Source organism: Mycobacterium sp. TY815, from assembly GCF_030755135.1.
Classification (GTDB): Bacteria; Actinomycetota; Actinomycetes; order Mycobacteriales; family Mycobacteriaceae; genus Mycobacterium.
Genome location: NZ_JAUFRX010000001.1, coordinates 2931268 through 2947180, shown reverse-complemented (window position 1 = coordinate 2947180; position 15913 = coordinate 2931268). Strand labels below are relative to the sequence as shown.

15 protein-coding genes are annotated in these 15913 nt (G+C 67.6%); 12 read left to right on the top strand and 3 right to left on the bottom strand.

The annotated features are described in order from the left end of the window. Positions 1-2: 2 nt before the first annotated feature. Entirely contained in the window at positions 3-1151 is a 1149-nt protein-coding gene (locus QXK92_RS12685) for a cation:proton antiporter (protein ID WP_306241960.1), read from the top strand. 3 nt (positions 1152-1154) lie between these two features. Here the strand turns inward: QXK92_RS12685 and QXK92_RS12680 are convergent, their stop codons facing one another. Next, complete coding sequence (locus QXK92_RS12680) at positions 1155-1628, bottom strand: Rv3235 family protein (protein WP_306241959.1); 474 nt, start codon at positions 1626-1628, stop codon at positions 1155-1157. 172 nt (positions 1629-1800) lie between these two features. Between QXK92_RS12680 and QXK92_RS12675 the strand changes: the two genes are divergently transcribed. Genes QXK92_RS12675 through QXK92_RS12625 form a run of 11 tightly spaced genes read left to right on the top strand, consistent with a single transcriptional unit; the run spans position 1801 to position 14187 of the window. Beyond that, a complete protein-coding gene (locus QXK92_RS12675) occupies positions 1801-3210 on the top strand; it encodes a wax ester/triacylglycerol synthase family O-acyltransferase (RefSeq protein ID WP_306241958.1) in 1410 nt (469 codons plus the stop codon). A gap of 31 nt (positions 3211-3241) precedes the next feature. Then, positions 3242-4078, top strand: a complete 837-nt coding sequence (gene ppk2, locus QXK92_RS12670; RefSeq protein WP_306241957.1) for a polyphosphate kinase 2 — start codon at positions 3242-3244, stop codon at positions 4076-4078. Beyond that, complete coding sequence (locus QXK92_RS12665) at positions 4075-4581, top strand: hypothetical protein (RefSeq protein WP_306241956.1); 507 nt, start codon at positions 4075-4077, stop codon at positions 4579-4581. The genes ppk2 and QXK92_RS12665 overlap by 4 nt, the downstream gene beginning before the upstream one ends. Positions 4582-4623: 42 nt before the next feature. Continuing rightward, a complete protein-coding gene (locus QXK92_RS12660; RefSeq protein ID WP_306241955.1) occupies positions 4624-5757 on the top strand; it encodes a ferredoxin reductase in 1134 nt (377 codons plus the stop codon). 56 nt (positions 5758-5813) lie between these two features. Further along, positions 5814-7106, top strand: a complete 1293-nt coding sequence (locus QXK92_RS12655; protein ID WP_306241954.1) for a fatty acid desaturase — start codon at positions 5814-5816, stop codon at positions 7104-7106. Between the two features lie 37 nt (positions 7107-7143). Next, positions 7144-8226, top strand: a complete 1083-nt coding sequence (locus tag QXK92_RS12650) for an AraC family transcriptional regulator (protein WP_306241953.1) — start codon at positions 7144-7146, stop codon at positions 8224-8226. Positions 8227-8260: 34 nt separating this feature from the next. Continuing rightward, complete coding sequence (locus QXK92_RS12645) at positions 8261-9742, top strand: NAD(P)/FAD-dependent oxidoreductase (protein WP_306241952.1); 1482 nt, start codon at positions 8261-8263, stop codon at positions 9740-9742. Further along, on the top strand, positions 9739-11460 hold the full coding sequence (locus tag QXK92_RS12640) for a GMC oxidoreductase (RefSeq protein ID WP_306241951.1): 1722 nt from the start codon (positions 9739-9741) through the stop codon (positions 11458-11460). The genes QXK92_RS12645 and QXK92_RS12640 overlap by 4 nt, the downstream gene beginning before the upstream one ends. Further along, positions 11461-11997 (top strand): hypothetical protein, encoded by a 537-nt coding sequence (locus QXK92_RS12635; RefSeq protein ID WP_306241950.1) that lies wholly within the window; start codon positions 11461-11463, stop codon positions 11995-11997. 4 nt (positions 11998-12001) lie between these two features. After that, on the top strand, positions 12002-12877 hold the full coding sequence (locus QXK92_RS12630) for a 3-keto-5-aminohexanoate cleavage protein (RefSeq protein WP_306241949.1): 876 nt from the start codon (positions 12002-12004) through the stop codon (positions 12875-12877). 8 nt (positions 12878-12885) lie between these two features. Further along, positions 12886-14187 carry a carboxylesterase family protein gene (locus QXK92_RS12625; protein WP_306241948.1) on the top strand — a complete coding sequence of 434 codons (1302 nt, stop codon included), beginning with the start codon at positions 12886-12888 and terminating at the stop codon, positions 14185-14187. Here QXK92_RS12625 and QXK92_RS12620 read toward each other — a convergent pair. Next, entirely contained in the window at positions 14161-14670 is a 510-nt protein-coding gene (locus tag QXK92_RS12620; protein ID WP_306241947.1) for a DUF302 domain-containing protein, read from the bottom strand. The two genes, QXK92_RS12625 and QXK92_RS12620, sit on opposite strands and share 27 nt — an antisense overlap. Then, the gene (locus tag QXK92_RS12615; RefSeq protein ID WP_306241946.1) at positions 14667-15857 is read right to left on the bottom strand and encodes a thiolase family protein; all 1191 of its coding nucleotides are present in this window, start codon (positions 15855-15857) and stop codon (positions 14667-14669) included. Before QXK92_RS12615 ends, QXK92_RS12620 begins: the two co-directional genes overlap by 4 nt. Positions 15858-15913: the final 56 nt, after the last annotated feature.

Genomic DNA, 15913 nt, shown 5'->3' with positions numbered 1-15913 from the left:
CAGTGGAAGTTTCCAGTGCGCTGCTGTTTCAGCTCGGCGCACTCCTGACCATGCTTGCGCTGCTGGGGGCCGGCGCCCGACGGTTCGCGCTGTCCCCGATACCGGTTTATCTGATCGCGGGACTGGCGCTCGGCAAGGGCGGCCTACTTCCCGTGGCCGCTGCCGACGACTTCGTCATCACAGCGGCCCCCATCGGGGTCGTGCTGCTGCTGCTGACGCTGGGATTGGAGTTCTCCGCGACGGAATTCGCGTCCAGTCTGCGACACCATCTTCCGTCAGCCGGCGTCGACATCGTCCTCAACGCGATTCCAGGTGCGGTGGCAGGCTGGTTGCTGGGGATGAACGGGGTCGCCATACTGGCGCTGGCGGGTGTCACCTACATCTCGTCTTCGGGCGTCATCGCGCGGTTGTTGGAAGACCTGGGACGCTTGGGCAATCGCGAGACACCCGCAGTGCTGGCCGTACTCGTACTCGAGGACTTCGCGATGGCGGGCTACCTGCCGCTGGTTGCCGTGCTGGCGGCGCGGGGCAACTGGGTCGACGCTGTCGGTGGCATGCTGGCGGCGATCGGTGCGCTGCTTGCGGCGTTCGCGGCGTCCTACCGCTGGGGCCATCACGTCGGCCGCCTGGTGACACATCCTGATTCCGAGCAGATGTTGCTACGCGTACTGGGCATCACGTTGATAGTGGCTGCGCTGGCCGAAACCCTGCGCGCATCCGCCGCGGTCGGCGCGTTCCTGGTGGGTCTCACACTGACCGGCGACACTGCTGAACGTGCCCGCAAAGTCTTGGGTCCGCTGCGAGATCTGTTCGGCGCCATATTCTTTCTGGCGATCGGGCTGTCGGTGGATCCCAAAGAGCTGCTGCCCATGCTGGCGGTAGCCATCGCACTGGCGGTCGTCACCTCGGCTACCAAGGTGCTCACCGGGATGTTCGCCGCGCGGCGTGACGGAGTGGCGCGCCGCGGACAGTTGCGGGCCGGCACGGCGCTGATCGCCAGGGGCGAATTCTCCCTGATCATCATCGGGCTCGTCGGCACATCGATCCCGGCGGTGGCGGCGCTGGCGACCGCCTATGTGTTCATCATGGCGATCGCTGGCCCGGTGTTGTCCCGGTACACCGGTGGCCGGTTGCCGGCGAAAACCAGGTAGTGATCAGCCGATGTGCAGCGCCACCACCAGCCATCGGCCCGGGGGCAGCCGTTCCACCCGGCAGGCGATGGCGTGGACCCGCTCGCCGCGGCTGTACGAGCCGAACACCTCGGCCGCGTCATCGCCGAGGGCAGGCTGAACCCGCATTCGCCGTAGCACCGCGGCCCCCGTCGTGCCGGCTGCCGCGCGGCTGACCGCAACCACCGCATCGACCAGGTACGGCGCCAGCACCGCACCGAGTTGCGCGGCCGGGCGGCGGCGGTCGATCACCTCCAGCACGCGGCGCAGGGCGGCGTCGGCGAAGGTGGCGGCCTGACGCATCCGCGGAGACAACGGCGTCTTCGGCGCGGGGTGAGGGCGCGCGCGAGCGGCCGGCGCCGCCGCCGTCGGCAGACAACGCGGCGCGTCAGGGCCGGGCAGGTGTGTCGGCGGTTCGTAGTCGATCACCGGCGTTACGGCGGTGTCGGAAACGGGCACCCGTGGAGGGTGGCAGACGATCGCCGGTCTGCGGTATTCACCCACCGGCGTCCATCCACAACCGCTGCCGGCGCGAACCCCGACCTTCGCAGAACCGCGGATGCGGTTACCGTGGGCGACAACATGTCCCTGAAACGAAAGAGGGCGACTTGACGAGGAGGACCGAGCCGCGATGGTGACTCGTTTGTCCACTGCGGACGCGTCCTTCTACCGGCTGGAAAACACCGCCACCCCGATGTATGTCGGTTCGCTGTCGATTCTGCGCCGCCCGCGGGCCGGGTTGAGTTACGAGACGCTGCTGGCCACCGTTGAGCAGCGGTTACCGCAGATTCCGCGGTATCGGCAGAAGGTGCGCGAGGTCAAGTTCGGGATGGCCCGGCCGGTGTGGATCGACGACCGCGACTTCGACATCACCTATCACATCCGGCGCTCGGCGCTGCCGTCCCCGGGCAGCGACGAGCAACTGCACGAACTGATCGCGCGGCTGGCCGCGCGGCCCCTGGACAAGTCCCGGCCGCTGTGGGAGATGTACCTCGTCGAAGGTCTGGCAAAGAACCGCATCGCGATCTACACAAAGTCGCACCAGGCGCTGATCAACGGCATGGGCGCGCTGGAGATCAACCATGTGATCGCCGACCGGACGCGCCGGTCCCCGGCGTTCCCAGAGGACATCTGGGTTCCCGAACGCGACCCCGGCAGCGCCCGGTTGATGGTCGGCGCCATCGGCGACTGGATCGCGGGTCCGGGCGCGCAGATGCGGGCCGTTGGATCCTCCCTCGCCGGCTTGGTGACCAGCTCCACTCAGATCGTCGAGGCCGGACGCCGGGTGGTCGACATCGCGCGCACGGTGGCGCGCGGCACCGCGCCCAGCAGCCCGCTCAACGCGCCCGTGTCGCGCAACCGACGGTTCACCGTCGCCCGCGGAAAGCTCGAAGACTATCGGGCGGTGCGCGCGCGCTACGACTGTGACATCAACGACGTGGTGCTCGCTGTCGTGACCGGGGCGCTGGGCAACTGGCTGATGTCGCGCGGCGAGGCCGTCTCGTCGACCGCGACGGTGCGCGCGCTCGCGCCGCTGTCGGTGTACGCCGACGAACAGCTCGACTCGACCGGTCCCGGTCAGGCGATGAGCGAGGTGACACCGTTTCTCGTCGACCTGCCGGTGGGGGAGGGCAACGCGGTGGTGCGGCTGTCACAGATCGCCCATGCCACCGAGTCCAATCCGGCGGCATCCAGCCGGGTCGACGCCCGGACGATCGTGACGTTGTCGGGTTTCGCCCCGCCGACCCTGCATGCGATGGGCATCCGGGTGGCGACCAGTTTCGCCGCCCGCTCCTACAACCTGCTGATCACCAACGCGCCGGGAGCGCAATCGCAGATGTACATCGCCGGCACCAAATTGCTGGAAACCGATGCCGTGCCGCCGTTGCTGCACAACCAGGCACTGGCCATCAGCGTGACGTCCTACAACGGCATGCTGTATTTCGGGATCAACGCCGACCGCGACGCGATGAGCGACGTCGACCTGTTGCCGGGCCTGCTGACCCAGGCGCTGGACGAGCTGCTGGAAGCTTCCCGGTAGTTCTGCCCCGGTACCGATACCATCCATTGATGTGAGCACTCCGAAGAAGAAGAAATCCGCGGCCGCGCCGAAGATTCCGAATGACCTGTATGAGGCCGAATTATTCCGGCTGCAAACGGAATTCGTGAAGCTGCAGGAGTGGGTGCGGCACACCGGAGCGCGGCTGGTGGTGATCTTCGAAGGCCGCGACGCCGCGGGCAAGGGCGGTGCCATCAAGCGGATCACCGAATACCTCAGCCCCCGGGTCGCTCACATCGCCGCGCTGCCGGTGCCGACCGACCGGGAACGCGGGCAGTGGTATTACCAGCGCTACATCACCCATCTGCCTGCCAAAGGCGAGATCGTGCTCTTCGACCGCTCGTGGTACAACCGCGCCGGAATCGAGAAGGTCATGGGATTCTGCACGCCCCACGAGCACGCGTTGTTCCTGCGCCAGACACCGATTTTCGAGCAGATGCTCATCGACGACGGCATACTGCTGCGCAAATACTGGTTCTCGGTCTCCGAGGGCGAGCAGTTGCGACGTTTCAAGGCAAGGCTCAATGACCCTGTGCGGCAATGGAAATTGAGTCCTACGGATATGGAGTCGGTGTACCGCTGGGAAGATTATTCGCGGGCCAAAGACGAGATGATGGTGCACACCGACACCCCGGTCAGCCCGTGGTATGTCGTGGAATCCGACATCAAGAAGCACGCGCGGCTGAACATGATGTCTCATCTGCTGTCCACCATCGAGTACCGCGATGTGGAAAAACCGGTCGTCAAGCTGCCGGCGCACCCGGTGGTCAGCGGAAACTACAAGCGGCCAGCGCGGGAATTGTCCAAGTACGTCGACGACCACGTCGCCCAATTGATGCGCGGCTCATGACCCAGGTCTACATCCCCGCCACGCTGGCGATGCTGCAGCAACTCGTCGCCGACGGATCCCTGCGCCCGGTCGGCGGCACCGCTTTCGCGGTGACACCGACACTGCGGGAGTCCTACGCAGAGGGCGATGACGACGAGCTCGCCGAGGTGGCATTACGCGAGGCGGCCCTGGCCTCCCTGCGATTGCTCGCGGTGGAGCCCGGTGGCGGGCTGCCTGCGCGACGCGCGGTGGTGGCGGCCGACGTCGACCCGGACGGGCTCGCTTTCCGTCCGGACCTCGACGACGCCGTCGTCAGGTTGTCCGGCTCGGTGCCCATAGACCGGGTGATCGCCGCATACGTGGACAACGCCGGCGCCGAACAGGCCGTGCTGGCGGCGATCGAGGTGATCGATGAGGCGGACCTCGGTGACGAAGACGCCGACCTGATCGTCGGCGATGCCCAGGATCATGACCTGGCCTGGTACGCCACCCAGGAGCTGCCCTTCCTGCTGGAGCTGCTCTGAACTAGCTACGGCACCGTAAGTTACGGTACCGTAGCTTTCGTTATGGGCATCAAGAACGCGGTACTGTCCGCCAACGTCGTCAACACCAGGCGGCCAAGCGTCGCCGGTGCCGATCGCCATCCCGGTTGGCATGTGATACGCAAGCTCGCTGCGCGAATTACCACCCCGCTGCTGCCCGACGACTACCTGCGCCTGGCCAACCCGCTGTGGTCGGCCCGTGAGTTACGGGGCCGCGTCGTGGAGGTACGACGCGAGACCGAGGACTCGGCGACGCTGGTCATCAAACCCGGCTGGGGATTCAGCTTCGACTACCAGCCCGGCCAGTACATCGGCATCGGCCTGTTCATCGACGGACGCTGGCGCTGGCGGTCCTACTCGCTCACGTCGAGCCCGGTGAGCGCCGGGACCATCACCATCACCGTCAAGGCGATGCCCGAAGGCTTCCTGTCCACCCACCTGGTGGCCGGTGTTGAACCGGGCACCATCGTCCGACTGGCCGCACCCCAGGGGAATTTCGTGCTGCCGGACCCGGCGCCGCCGGCGATCCTGTTCCTCACCGCCGGTTCCGGGATCACCCCGGTGATGTCGATGCTGCGAACTTTGTTGCGGCGCAACCAGATCGGCGATATCGCGCACCTGCATTCGGCGCCCACCGAAGCCGACGTCATGTTCGCCGCCGAACTCGCCGCACTGGCCGACAGCCACCCCGGTTATCGCCTGTCAATACGCGAGACCCGGGCTCAGGGTCGCCTCGATCTGTCCCGGCTCGACCACGAGGTGCCCGACTGGCGCGAGCGCCAGACGTGGGCCTGCGGGCCGGAGGGCATGCTCGACCAGGCCACCAAGGTGTGGGGCGCTGCGGGCATCGCCGACCGCTTGCACCTCGAACGCTTCGCGGTGGCCAAAGCGGCGCCGGCGGGAGCGGGCGGAACGGTGACGTTCGCCCGCAGTGGCAAGAGCGTGGCCGCCGATGCGGCGACGTCGGTGATGGACGCCGGCGAAGGGGCCGGTGTGCAGATGCCGTTCGGTTGCCGGATGGGTATTTGTCAGTCCTGCGTCGTCGACCTGGTGGAGGGTCATGTTCGTGACCTGCGCACCGGCCAGGAGCACGACCCGGGTACCCGCGTGCAGACGTGCGTGTCGGCCGCGTCGGGCGACTGCGTGGTCGACATCTAGAGTTACCCACAGGTAACCTACGGGTACGTAGGTTGACCCCGATCCACGAGGAGACCATGGCGATCACGGACGTCGACGTATTCGCGCACCTCACGGACGCCGACATCGAAAATCTGGCCGCCGAATTGGACGCGATACGCCGCGACATCGAAGACTCGCGCGGTGAGCGGGACGCACGCTACATCCACCGCACCATCGCCGCCCAGCGCGCGCTGGAGTTGTCCGGCCGGGTGATCCTGGCCGCCAGCTCCCGGCGCTCGGCCTGGTGGGCCGGCGCGGCGACCCTGGGCGTGGCCAAGATCATCGAGAACATGGAGATCGGCCACAACGTCATGCACGGCCAGTGGGACTGGATGAACGACCCCGAGATCCACTCCTCCACCTGGGAGTGGGACATGAGCGGGTCGTCCAAGCACTGGCGGTACACCCACAATTTCGTGCACCACAAGTACACCAACATCCTGGGCATCGACGATGACGTGGGTTACGGCTTGCTGCGCGTCACCCGCGACCAGCCCTGGAAACGCTTCAACATCTTCAATCTGGTGTGGAACAGCCTGCTGTTGCTGCTGTTCGAATGGGGCGTGGGCATGCAGCACGTCGAGATCGGCAAGATCGTCAAGAAGCGGATGGATCACGCCGAGGCTCGCGAGCGGATCGACGAGTTTCTCCTCAAGGCCGGCCGCCAGGTGTTCAAGGACTATGTCGCATTTCCGGCGCTCACCTCGGTGTCGCCGGGCGCGACCTACTCCTCGACACTGAAGGCCAACGTGCTGGCCAATGTGATCCGCAACGTCTGGGCCAACGCCGTGATCTTCTGCGGCCACTTCCCGGACGGCGCAGAGAAATTCACCAAGACCGACATGGTCGGTGAGACGCAGGGCCAGTGGTACTTGCGGCAGATGCTGGGGAGCGCGAACTTCGAGGGCGGTTGGTTGCTCCGGTTCATGAGCGGCAACCTGTGCCATCAGATCGAGCACCACCTCTACCCGGATCTGCCCAGTAACCGGTTGCACGAGATCTCGGTGCGGGTGCGCGAAGTCTGCGACAAGTACGACTTGCCTTACACCACAGGCTCATTCCTGGTGCAATACGGCAAGACGTGGCGCACGCTGGCCAAGCTGTCGCTGCCGGACAAGTACCTGCGCGACGGCGCCGACAATGCGCCCGAGACGCGCAGCGAGCGTATGTTCGCCGACCTGGGGCCGGATTTCGCCGGCACCGACCCGACGACCGGACGCCGCCGCGGGCTCAAGACGGCGATCGCCACCGTGCGCGGCTGGCGGCGCAACCGGCGGTCGGTGGCCGCGGCCCCCACATCCGGTTCCGACGACGACCTGGCGGCATAGCGCCGGCCAGGTTCGCCCGGGCGGCCATACTGGTCTAGTGCAGGTGTTCGTGGGGTCCCAGGTGTCGCACTGGGATTTTCCGCGAACCACGGCCAGCGTCGCCTTGATGGCCGAATTCGGTTGCCAGAACGGGCTTTCGGTGGCCGAGGTGCTCGCCGACTCCGGACTGTCGGAGGCCGACCTGCACGACCACGAGCGGATGATCCTGGGGCGTCAGGAACTCGCCGTCGCGACGAACCTGGTGAAGCTGCTCGGCGAGCCGGCCGATCTGGGCGTGCGGGTGGGCCGTAGTTACTACGTGGGCTCGTTCGGCATCTTCGGTTTCGCCTGCCTGACCAGCTCGACGCTGGGCGATGCCGTCCGGTTCGCGGCCCGCTACTACGACCTCAGTTACGGATTCTGCCTGCCGACGGTCACCGTGGAGGGGCCCGAAGTCGCGCTGCGACTCGACCTGCCCGACCTGACCGGTCCGGTTGCCGAATTCCTGATGCGGCGTGACCTGGCAGCGATCGCCCGGGTGATGTCGGAGTTGCTGGGCAGCCCCATTCCCTTCACCTCGATCGACTTCGCCGGTCCCGCGCCCGCCTCCGGAGTCGCCGCGGCCCGCGAGGCGTTCGGCGTGACTCCGGGCTATGACTCGCCCGCCACGGTGGCGCGCTGGCCGGTGGGGCTGCTGGACAACCGGCTACCGCAGGCCAGCGAGATCAGCAAAGTGATGTGCGAGCAGCAGTGCCAGGCGTTGCTGGAGCGCCGCCGGCAGCGCACCGGCGTCGCCCGGCGGGTTCGCGACCGGCTGGCGTCGATCGACGGCGAACCCCACACGATCGCGGCCGTCGCCCGGCAGCTGGCGATGAGCGAGCGGACACTGCGCCGGCGGCTGGCAGAGGAGAACACCACCTTCCGGGAACTGGTCGAGGAGGTCCACCGGGGGCTGGCCGAGGAGCTGCTGGCCACCGGCGCGCTGTCGGTGGAGGACGTGGCGCTGCGGCTGGGCTATGCCGAAGCGACCAGTTTCATCGCCGCGTTCAAGCGCTGGACGGGGACCACGCCGGCCCGCTATCAGCGGTCGGTCGCGCCACGTTTGGCCGGAATCATGGATTTGCCGACCGCAATCGGCTGACGCCGCGGCCCCGATCGCCTCTAACGTCGAACGTATGACATCGACACCCCGCGTTTTAGTGATCGGGGCCGGCTTCGGAGGCCTGGCCGCCGCCTACGAGCTGTCCAAGGACGGTCTCGCCGACGTCACGGTGCTGGAGAAGGCCGACGACATCGGCGGCGTGTGGCGGGAGAACACCTACCCCGGCGCCGCCTGCGACGTCCCGTCGAACCTGTACTCCTACTCCTTCTCCCGCAAGACCGACTGGGGCAGGCGGTACGCCGAGCAGCCCGACATCCTGGACTACATCCACGACACCGCCGACCGGTTCGGTCTGCGCGGACTGGTGCGCACCGGCGTCGAGGTCACCTCCGCCGAATACGACGACGGCACCGCCACCTGGCGGGTGACGACCTCGTCCGGCGACACCCTCAAAGCCGACGTGCTGGTGCCCGCGGTCGGGCAGCTGTCGCGGCCGGCGCTGCCGAACATCCCGGGGCTCGACACGTTCGCCGGTCCCTCGTTCCACTCCGCGCAATGGCGCCACGACGTCGACCTGACCGGCAAGCGGGTGGCCGTCCTGGGCACCGGCGCATCGGCGATCCAGTTCGTCCCGCGCATCCGCCAGGATGCGGCGCAGGTGACGGTCTTTCAGCGCTCCGCGCCCTACGTGGTGCCCAAGCTGGATCGCGCCTACACCGACAAGCACCACGCCGCGTTCGCGAAGGTCCCCGGATTCGCCGCCGCCATGCGCGGAACCATCTGGGAGACCACCGAACTACTGGGCTTCGCGCTGACCAAGGCGGCCCCGCTGGCGCGGGTGCTGAAGACCCTCGCGATGTCAAACCTCAAGCGCCACATCAAGGATCCGGTGCTGCGGGCCAAGCTCACGCCCGACTATCCGATCGGCTGCAAGCGCGTGCTGTTCAGCAGTGAGTGGTACCAGGCCCTGGCGTGCGACAACGTCGACGTCGAGACCGGCACCATCCGCGAGGTGACGCCGACGGGCGTGCGCACCGCGGACGGCCGGCTGCACGAGGTCGACGTGATCATCTACGGCACCGGATTCAAGGCCACCGAATTCCTCGCCCCGATGACCATCACCGGCCGCGAGGGCCGCGACCTGCACACCGAGTGGGCCGAGGGCGCCCGCGCCCACCTCGGCATGGCCGTTCCGGGCTTTCCGAACATGTTCCTGATCTACGGCCCCAACACCAATCTCGGCAGCAGCTCGATCATCCTGATGATGGAACAGCAGGCCCGCTACATCCGGCAGATCGTGCAGGAGCTGGCCCGCGGCGGGGTGGCTCGGGCATTCGAGGTCCGGCGCGATGTCGAGCAGTCCTACGACTCGGGGGTGCAGTCCCGCCTGGAGCGCGGGGTGTGGACCACCTGCGACTCCTGGTACCGCACCTCGTCGGGCCGGGTTACCACCAACTGGCCGGGACTGGTCCACGAATATCAGCGCCGCACCCGGTTCGCGGCTCTCGACGACTATCACGAAGTGCTACCGGTACGGGCGGAGGTCAACGCATGACTGGCTTCGACTACGACGTGCTCGTCATCGGGTCCGGCTTCGGCGGCAGCGTGACCGCACTGCGCCTGAGCGAAAAGGGTTACCGGGTAGGCGTTCTCGAAGCGGGCCGGCGGTTCCGCGACGAGGACTTCGCCAAGAACAGCTGGCACGTACGGGATTACCTGTTCAAGCCGTCGGTCGGCTGCTACGGCATCCAGCGGATCGACGTGTTGTCGGACGCTGTGGTGCTCAGTGGCGCCGGGGTGGGCGGTGGCTCGCTGGTCTATGCCAACACGCTGTACCAGCCCGGGGACTCGTTCTTCGCCGACCCGCGCTGGAGCGGCATCACCGACTGGAAAGACGAGCTCACCCCCTGGTACGACCAGGCCACCCGGATGCTCGGCGTCGAAACCTATCCGCGCACAACACCTTCGGACAAGGTGATGTTGCAGATCGCCACCGACCTGGGCGTCGCCGACTCCTTTCACGCCACCCCCGTCGGGGTGTGTTTCAGCGACGCGGAAGGCCTGGCCGCGCCGGGTGCGCCGGTGGGTGACCCCTATTTCGGTGGTGCCGGCCCGAACCGCAACGCCTGCCTGCACTGCGGCGAGTGCATGACCGGCTGCCGGCACAATGCCAAGAACACGCTGGTCAAGAACTACCTGTACCTGGCCGAAAAACTCGGCGCGACAATCCATCCGCTGACCACCGTGGTCGATGTCCGGCCACGCGGCGACGGCGGCTACGACGTGATAACCCGTCGCACCGGGAGCAAGATCCGCCGCCGGCGCCGGACGTTCACCGCCGAGCAGGTGGTGTTCTCGGCGGCCGCGCTCGGCACCCAGCGCCTGCTGCACCGGCTGCGCGACGGCGGCAGCCTCCCGCGCATCTCGCCGCGACTGGGGGAGTTGTCGCGCACCAACTCCGAGGCCATTCTGGCGGTGCGGGCGCGCCGTGACGATGTCGACTACTCCGAGGGAGTCGCCATCACGTCGTCGATCCACCCGGACGAGCACACCCACGTCGAACCCTGTCGTTACGGTCACGACTCCAACCTGATGGGGCTGATGGGCACGGTCCTCGTCGATGGACTGGACGGTGTCGGAAGACGGCGTGGCCGCTGGCGGACCGGGATGAAAGAGCTTGTGCGCCAACGCCAGGACCTGCGCCGGCTGCTCAACCCGCGCCGCTGGTCGCAACAGACCATCCCGCTGCTGGTGATGCAGACTCACGACAACTCGCTCACCACCTTCACCAGGCGTGGGCTGTTCGGTCGGCGCATGGTGACCCGGCAAGGCGTGGGCGAGCCGAACCCGACCTGGATACCCGTCGGCCACGAGGTCGCCCGCCGGGCGGCCGAGCACACCGACGGCATCGCCGGCGGGGCCTGGGCGGATCTGGCGGACATTCCGATGACGGGTCACTTCATCGGCGGCTGTGTCATCGGCGAGACCGCGGCAGACGGTGTCGTGGACCCCTACCACCGCATGCACGGGCACCCCGGTTTGCACGTCATCGACGGCTCGACCATCACCGCGAACCTGGGCGTGAATCCGTCGCTCACCATCACCGCGCTGGCCGAGCGCGCCGCGTCGCTGTGGCCGAACAAGGGCGAGCGGGATCCGCGCCCGCCCCTGGGCTCGTCCTACGTCCGCGTCGATCCGGTGCCGCCGGTCAGCCCGGCGGTTCCGGCGAGTGCGCCGGGGGCACTGCGGGGCAACCGGGACTACGCTCGATAGATGCTCGCAGCGTTCGGATTCGAAACCCTGGGTGTGGTCGTCGGCGACATGTACTTCGTCGACCCGTCCCCGATGACAGGTCAGGAAACCCCGGAACGGGGAGTGCGGCTCGAACTCCGTCTGGTCGACCGGGCCGATCCGCAGGGCTCGATCTACGCCGGCATCCCGATCACGTTCACCCGGCCGGTATGGCGGGTGGACCTGTTCGGATCCACCGAGAGCCCGCCGGGCACCCTGGACCGCGCCCATCACCACCCCCGGTTCGACGGATGGGAGCCCGGGCGGCGGCACTTCGTCCCTGAGCTTTCCGCCGATCCGGTGTCGTGGCTGGCCGGTCAACTGGCCGATCCGGCCGCGGTGCTGGAGCGGGCCGGCGTCGACGCCTCCGACGTCACCGAAGCCGACCTGACCGGGCTCGCCGCAACGGCGCCCGAGATCGTCGCCACCGTCAAGCGGATGCTCGACGGGGTGCGCGAGGGCCAGTTGGCCCCGTCACCTCCCGAGCCGGTGGCCGCGGCCCGCACCGGCTGGCTCTGAGTACGTGGGTCCCGTCATCATCGAGTGCGCCATCAACGGCGCAACTCCGAAGTCGGCCAATCCCCATGTGCCCGTTGATCCTTCGGAGATCACCGCCGACGCGCTGGCCTGCATCGAGGCCGGTGCGGCGATCATCCACAACCACATCGACCGCTACGGCGTGAGTGTGGAGGAGGCCGCCGAGCGTTATCTGCAAGCGTGGCGGCCCGTCCTCGCGGCCCGGCCCGACGCGCTGCTCTACCCAACGATCCACTTCGGCGAGGGCTTTTCCATCTCGTATGAACACCTTCTTCCGCTCGCCGCGGCCGGGCTGCGTGTCGGGCTGGCCGATCCCGGGTCGGTCAACCTCGGCGGCACCGACGCCGATGGCGTTCCCACCGGAAATCTGGTCTACAGCAACTCCTTTGACACCATCAGCCGCGCGTTCGAGATCTGCCACCAAGCCGGACTGGGTCCCAGTCTGGCCATCTACGAACCCGGCTTCCTGCGGACCACCCTCGCCTGGTGGCGAGCGGGGAGGTTGCCGCAGGGCGCGATGATCAAGCTCTACTTCTCCACCGAACTGGGCTACCTGGGAGCGCCGTTCGGGCTGCCCCCGACCGAGCGTGCACTTGAGGCGTATCTGGAACTGCTTGCGGGGTGTGACATTCCGTGGGCAGTCTCCGTCGTCGGAGGTGACCTGTGCGCCAGCCCGCTGGCCAGGCTCGCGCTCGAGCGCGGCGGGCACCTGCACCTGGGACTGGAGTTCTACCGGGGTGACCGCACCCCGACCAACGTGGAACTCGTGAACGAGGCCGTGGAGCTCTGCGAACAAGCCGGACGTGCCGTGGCCACTGCTGAGGAGGCCGCGCAGATACTCGGATTGCCACGGCTGCGGTAGCTGACCCGGTGGCAGCGAGACTCCTCGAGCTGGGTTGCGGCCCAGTGCTTGTCGACGACGACGGCACTCTTGTCAGGGCCCGCGGCATCCCCTATGCGACCGCCGGGCGATTCGCCGCGCCGGTGCCCGCGCCGCGGCACCGGGATGTGCTGGACGCGACCCGGCGCGGTGCGGCATGCCCGCAGTTGCCGTCGCGGTTGGACTTCGTCAATGGGCCGATAGCCGACGATCTGGCGAAAAGCGAGCACTGTCAGGTGCTTTCGGTCACCGCGCCTCGTGACGCCCAGGGGTTGCCGGTGATGGTGTGGTTCCACGGCGGCGCGTACATGTCGGGCAGCGGTGAGGCGCCCAAGTACGACCCCGACGCGCTGGTCAGGGAAGGCCGGGTCGTCGTCGTCAACGTCAGCTACCGTCTGGGCATCTTCGGATACCTCAGCCCCGACGGGGCAGCCAATCTGGGGCTGCGGGATCAGATTCTGGCGTTGCGGTGGACCCAGCAGTACATCGCGGCGTTCGGCGGCGACCCGTCGCGTGTGACGATCTTCGGTCAATCGGCAGGCGGAGATTCGGTGCTGTCGCTGATGCTCAGCAGCCAGACCGCGGGTCTGTTCACCCGCGCAATCCTGCAAAGCGCGCCACTCGGCCTGCGCAAGGGCAGGCAGGCGATGACGGCTGCCATGCGGGAGGCGGTGCTTGCCGCCCTCGCCGGTGTCGCACCCGGCGAGGCCACCGTCGAACAGCTGCTCGACGCCCAGAATGCCGCCGTGACAACCGCACAGCGATTCGGCATGCTCGGCGGTTTCCCGTTCGCGCCGATCGCCGGTACCGACCCGCTGCCGTCCGCGCGCGACGAAAGCCGGGTACTCGCCGAGGCGGCAGGCCGGGTCGAGCTCCTCGTCGGCTACACCCGCAATGATGCCGACGCCTTCGTCGCGATGGACTCCCGAGGCCGGCGACTCGCGCGTCTGGGTCTACCGGGCCGGGTCATCGCACGAATAGTGGGCGACGTTCTGACGAGGCGAATATTCGGCGCGCCGGCGCGTGAGCTCGCCAAGTTCTGGACATCGAACGGCGGTGCGGCCGCGACCTTCCGGGTGGACTGGGCACCGCCGGGCGCACCGCTTCGCGCCTGTCACTGCATCGAATTGCCGCTCCTGTTCGGCACACCGGAGTGCTGGGCCGACGCGCCGATGCTCGGTCCCGGGCCTGACCCGATCGACATCGAACTGGGTCGCAAGGTACGGGGTTACTGGGCTGCCTTCGCCCACCACGGCGTCGCCGGGCTAGGTTGTTCCTCGCTCAGAATCTGAGGTGACCTTCTCGGCCAACGCCGCCAGCTTGGCGTCGAGTTGCTCTGCGGCGCTGAGCAACTCCGGATTCGGCTCGACGACCATCAGCGACGACGGTTTGACGTAGGTCAGACTGCTGCCGTCCGGCTCGTCCAGGATCAGCAGTTCGACCGGGGCGAACAGGCCCGCGGTCACGTCGTGGCGCAGCATGGTGATCGCAATCAGGGGATTGCCGAGAATGACCCGCAGCGCCCGGCGTTCGATGCCCGCATTTGGCAGCCAGGTGCCATGATCGATCAGCGCGAAGAGCATGAAACCGCTTGGTCCGACGTGCTTTTCGACGGTGGCCCGATAGGTGTCCCAGTCGTCGCACGGTTGGGTGACCGCGGCGATGGGGACCGGTTGCCGGCCGATGTCGGCCAGCAACGCGGCAACCACCTCGTCGTAACTCTTGCTGCTGTCGTAGCGCACCCGCACGCCGTCGAACTGGATTTCGCGTGTCATCGGCCCAGGCGCTCGACGATAGTGGCGTTGGCCATGCCGCCGCCCTCGCACATCGTCTGCAGCGCGTAACGTCCGCCACGCTGCTCCAAAGCATTGACCATGGTGGTCATGATGCGGGCGCCGCTGGCGCCCAGCGGGTGGCCGATCGCGATGGCGCCGCCGTTGACGTTGGTCCGCTCGAGGATGCCAGTCTGGTCCCCGTCGACGTCTTTCGCCCACGCCAGGACAACCGGCGCGAACGCCTCGTTGACCTCGAACAGATCGATGTCGGCCAGCGTCAGTCCGGCACGCTGCAGCACTCGTTCGGTGGCGGGTATGACCCCGGTCAGCATGTAGAGCGGGTCGGAGCCCACCGCGGTGGCGGTGTGGATGCGGGCCAGCGGCTTCAGGCCCAGCTTCGCCGCCACCTCGCTGCTGGTGATCATCACCGCGGCGCTGCCGTCGGACAGCGGCGAGGAATTGCCCGGCGTGATCTGCCAGGTGATCTGCGGGAACCGGGCCGCCGTGGCTTCGCTGTAGAACGCCGGCTTCAACCCGGCCAGCGTGTCGACTGTCGTGCCCGGGCGGATGATCTCGTCGGTGGACAGCCCGGCGATCGGGATGAGTTCGTTGTCGAACAATCCGTCCTTGGTGGCACGGGCGGCCTTCTCGTGGCTGGCCGCGGAGAACTCGTCGAGTTGGGCGCGCGAGAAGCCCCACTTCGCGGCGATCAGCTCCGCGCTGATGCCCTGTGGGACGAGTCCGTCTGGGTAGCGCCGCGTCATGTCCTCGCCGAACGGGTTGCTGCCCGGCAACACCGAGGTGCCCATCGGTACCCGGCTCATCGACTCCACGCCGGCGGCGATGACGATGTCGTAGGCGCCCGCGATCACGCCCTGGGCGGCAAAGCTGATCGCCTGCTGGCTGCTGCCGCACTGCCGGTCGACCGTGGTTCCGGGCACCGACTCCGGAAAACCGGCTCCCAGCAACGCATTACGGGCGATGTTGACGGCCTGGTCGCCGACCTGGGTGACGGCGCCGGCGATGACGTCGTCGATCCGGGCCGGGTCCACGCCGGTACGGGCCACCACCTCGCGCAGGCTGTGTGCCAGCAGGTCGGCCGGCAGCACGTCGTGCAACGCACCGTTGGCCTTGCCTTTGCCGACGGGGGTGCGAACAGCGCCGACGATTACGGCGTCACGGGTCATGGCTCCTCCTTGAGTCCAGCAGCTGAGTATGTTCTGCTATATCCAGCTATAACACC

What these genes read in the sequence shown, in the direction of transcription:
- QXK92_RS12615 (WP_306241946.1), bottom strand. Translation starts at nt 15,857, where the DNA reads ATGACCCGTGACGCCGTAATCGTCGGCGCTGTTCGCACCCCCGTCGGC.
- QXK92_RS12675 (WP_306241958.1), top strand. Translation starts at nt 1,801, where the DNA reads ATGGTGACTCGTTTGTCCACTGCGGACGCGTCCTTCTACCGGCTGGAA.
- QXK92_RS12640 (WP_306241951.1), top strand. Translation starts at nt 9,739, where the DNA reads ATGACTGGCTTCGACTACGACGTGCTCGTCATCGGGTCCGGCTTCGGC.
- QXK92_RS12620 (WP_306241947.1), bottom strand. Translation starts at nt 14,670, where the DNA reads ATGACACGCGAAATCCAGTTCGACGGCGTGCGGGTGCGCTACGACAGC.
- QXK92_RS12635 (WP_306241950.1), top strand. Translation starts at nt 11,461, where the DNA reads ATGCTCGCAGCGTTCGGATTCGAAACCCTGGGTGTGGTCGTCGGCGAC.
- QXK92_RS12645 (WP_306241952.1), top strand. Translation starts at nt 8,261, where the DNA reads ATGACATCGACACCCCGCGTTTTAGTGATCGGGGCCGGCTTCGGAGGC.
- QXK92_RS12660 (WP_306241955.1), top strand. Translation starts at nt 4,624, where the DNA reads ATGGGCATCAAGAACGCGGTACTGTCCGCCAACGTCGTCAACACCAGG.
- QXK92_RS12665 (WP_306241956.1), top strand. Translation starts at nt 4,075, where the DNA reads ATGACCCAGGTCTACATCCCCGCCACGCTGGCGATGCTGCAGCAACTC.
- QXK92_RS12655 (WP_306241954.1), top strand. Translation starts at nt 5,814, where the DNA reads ATGGCGATCACGGACGTCGACGTATTCGCGCACCTCACGGACGCCGAC.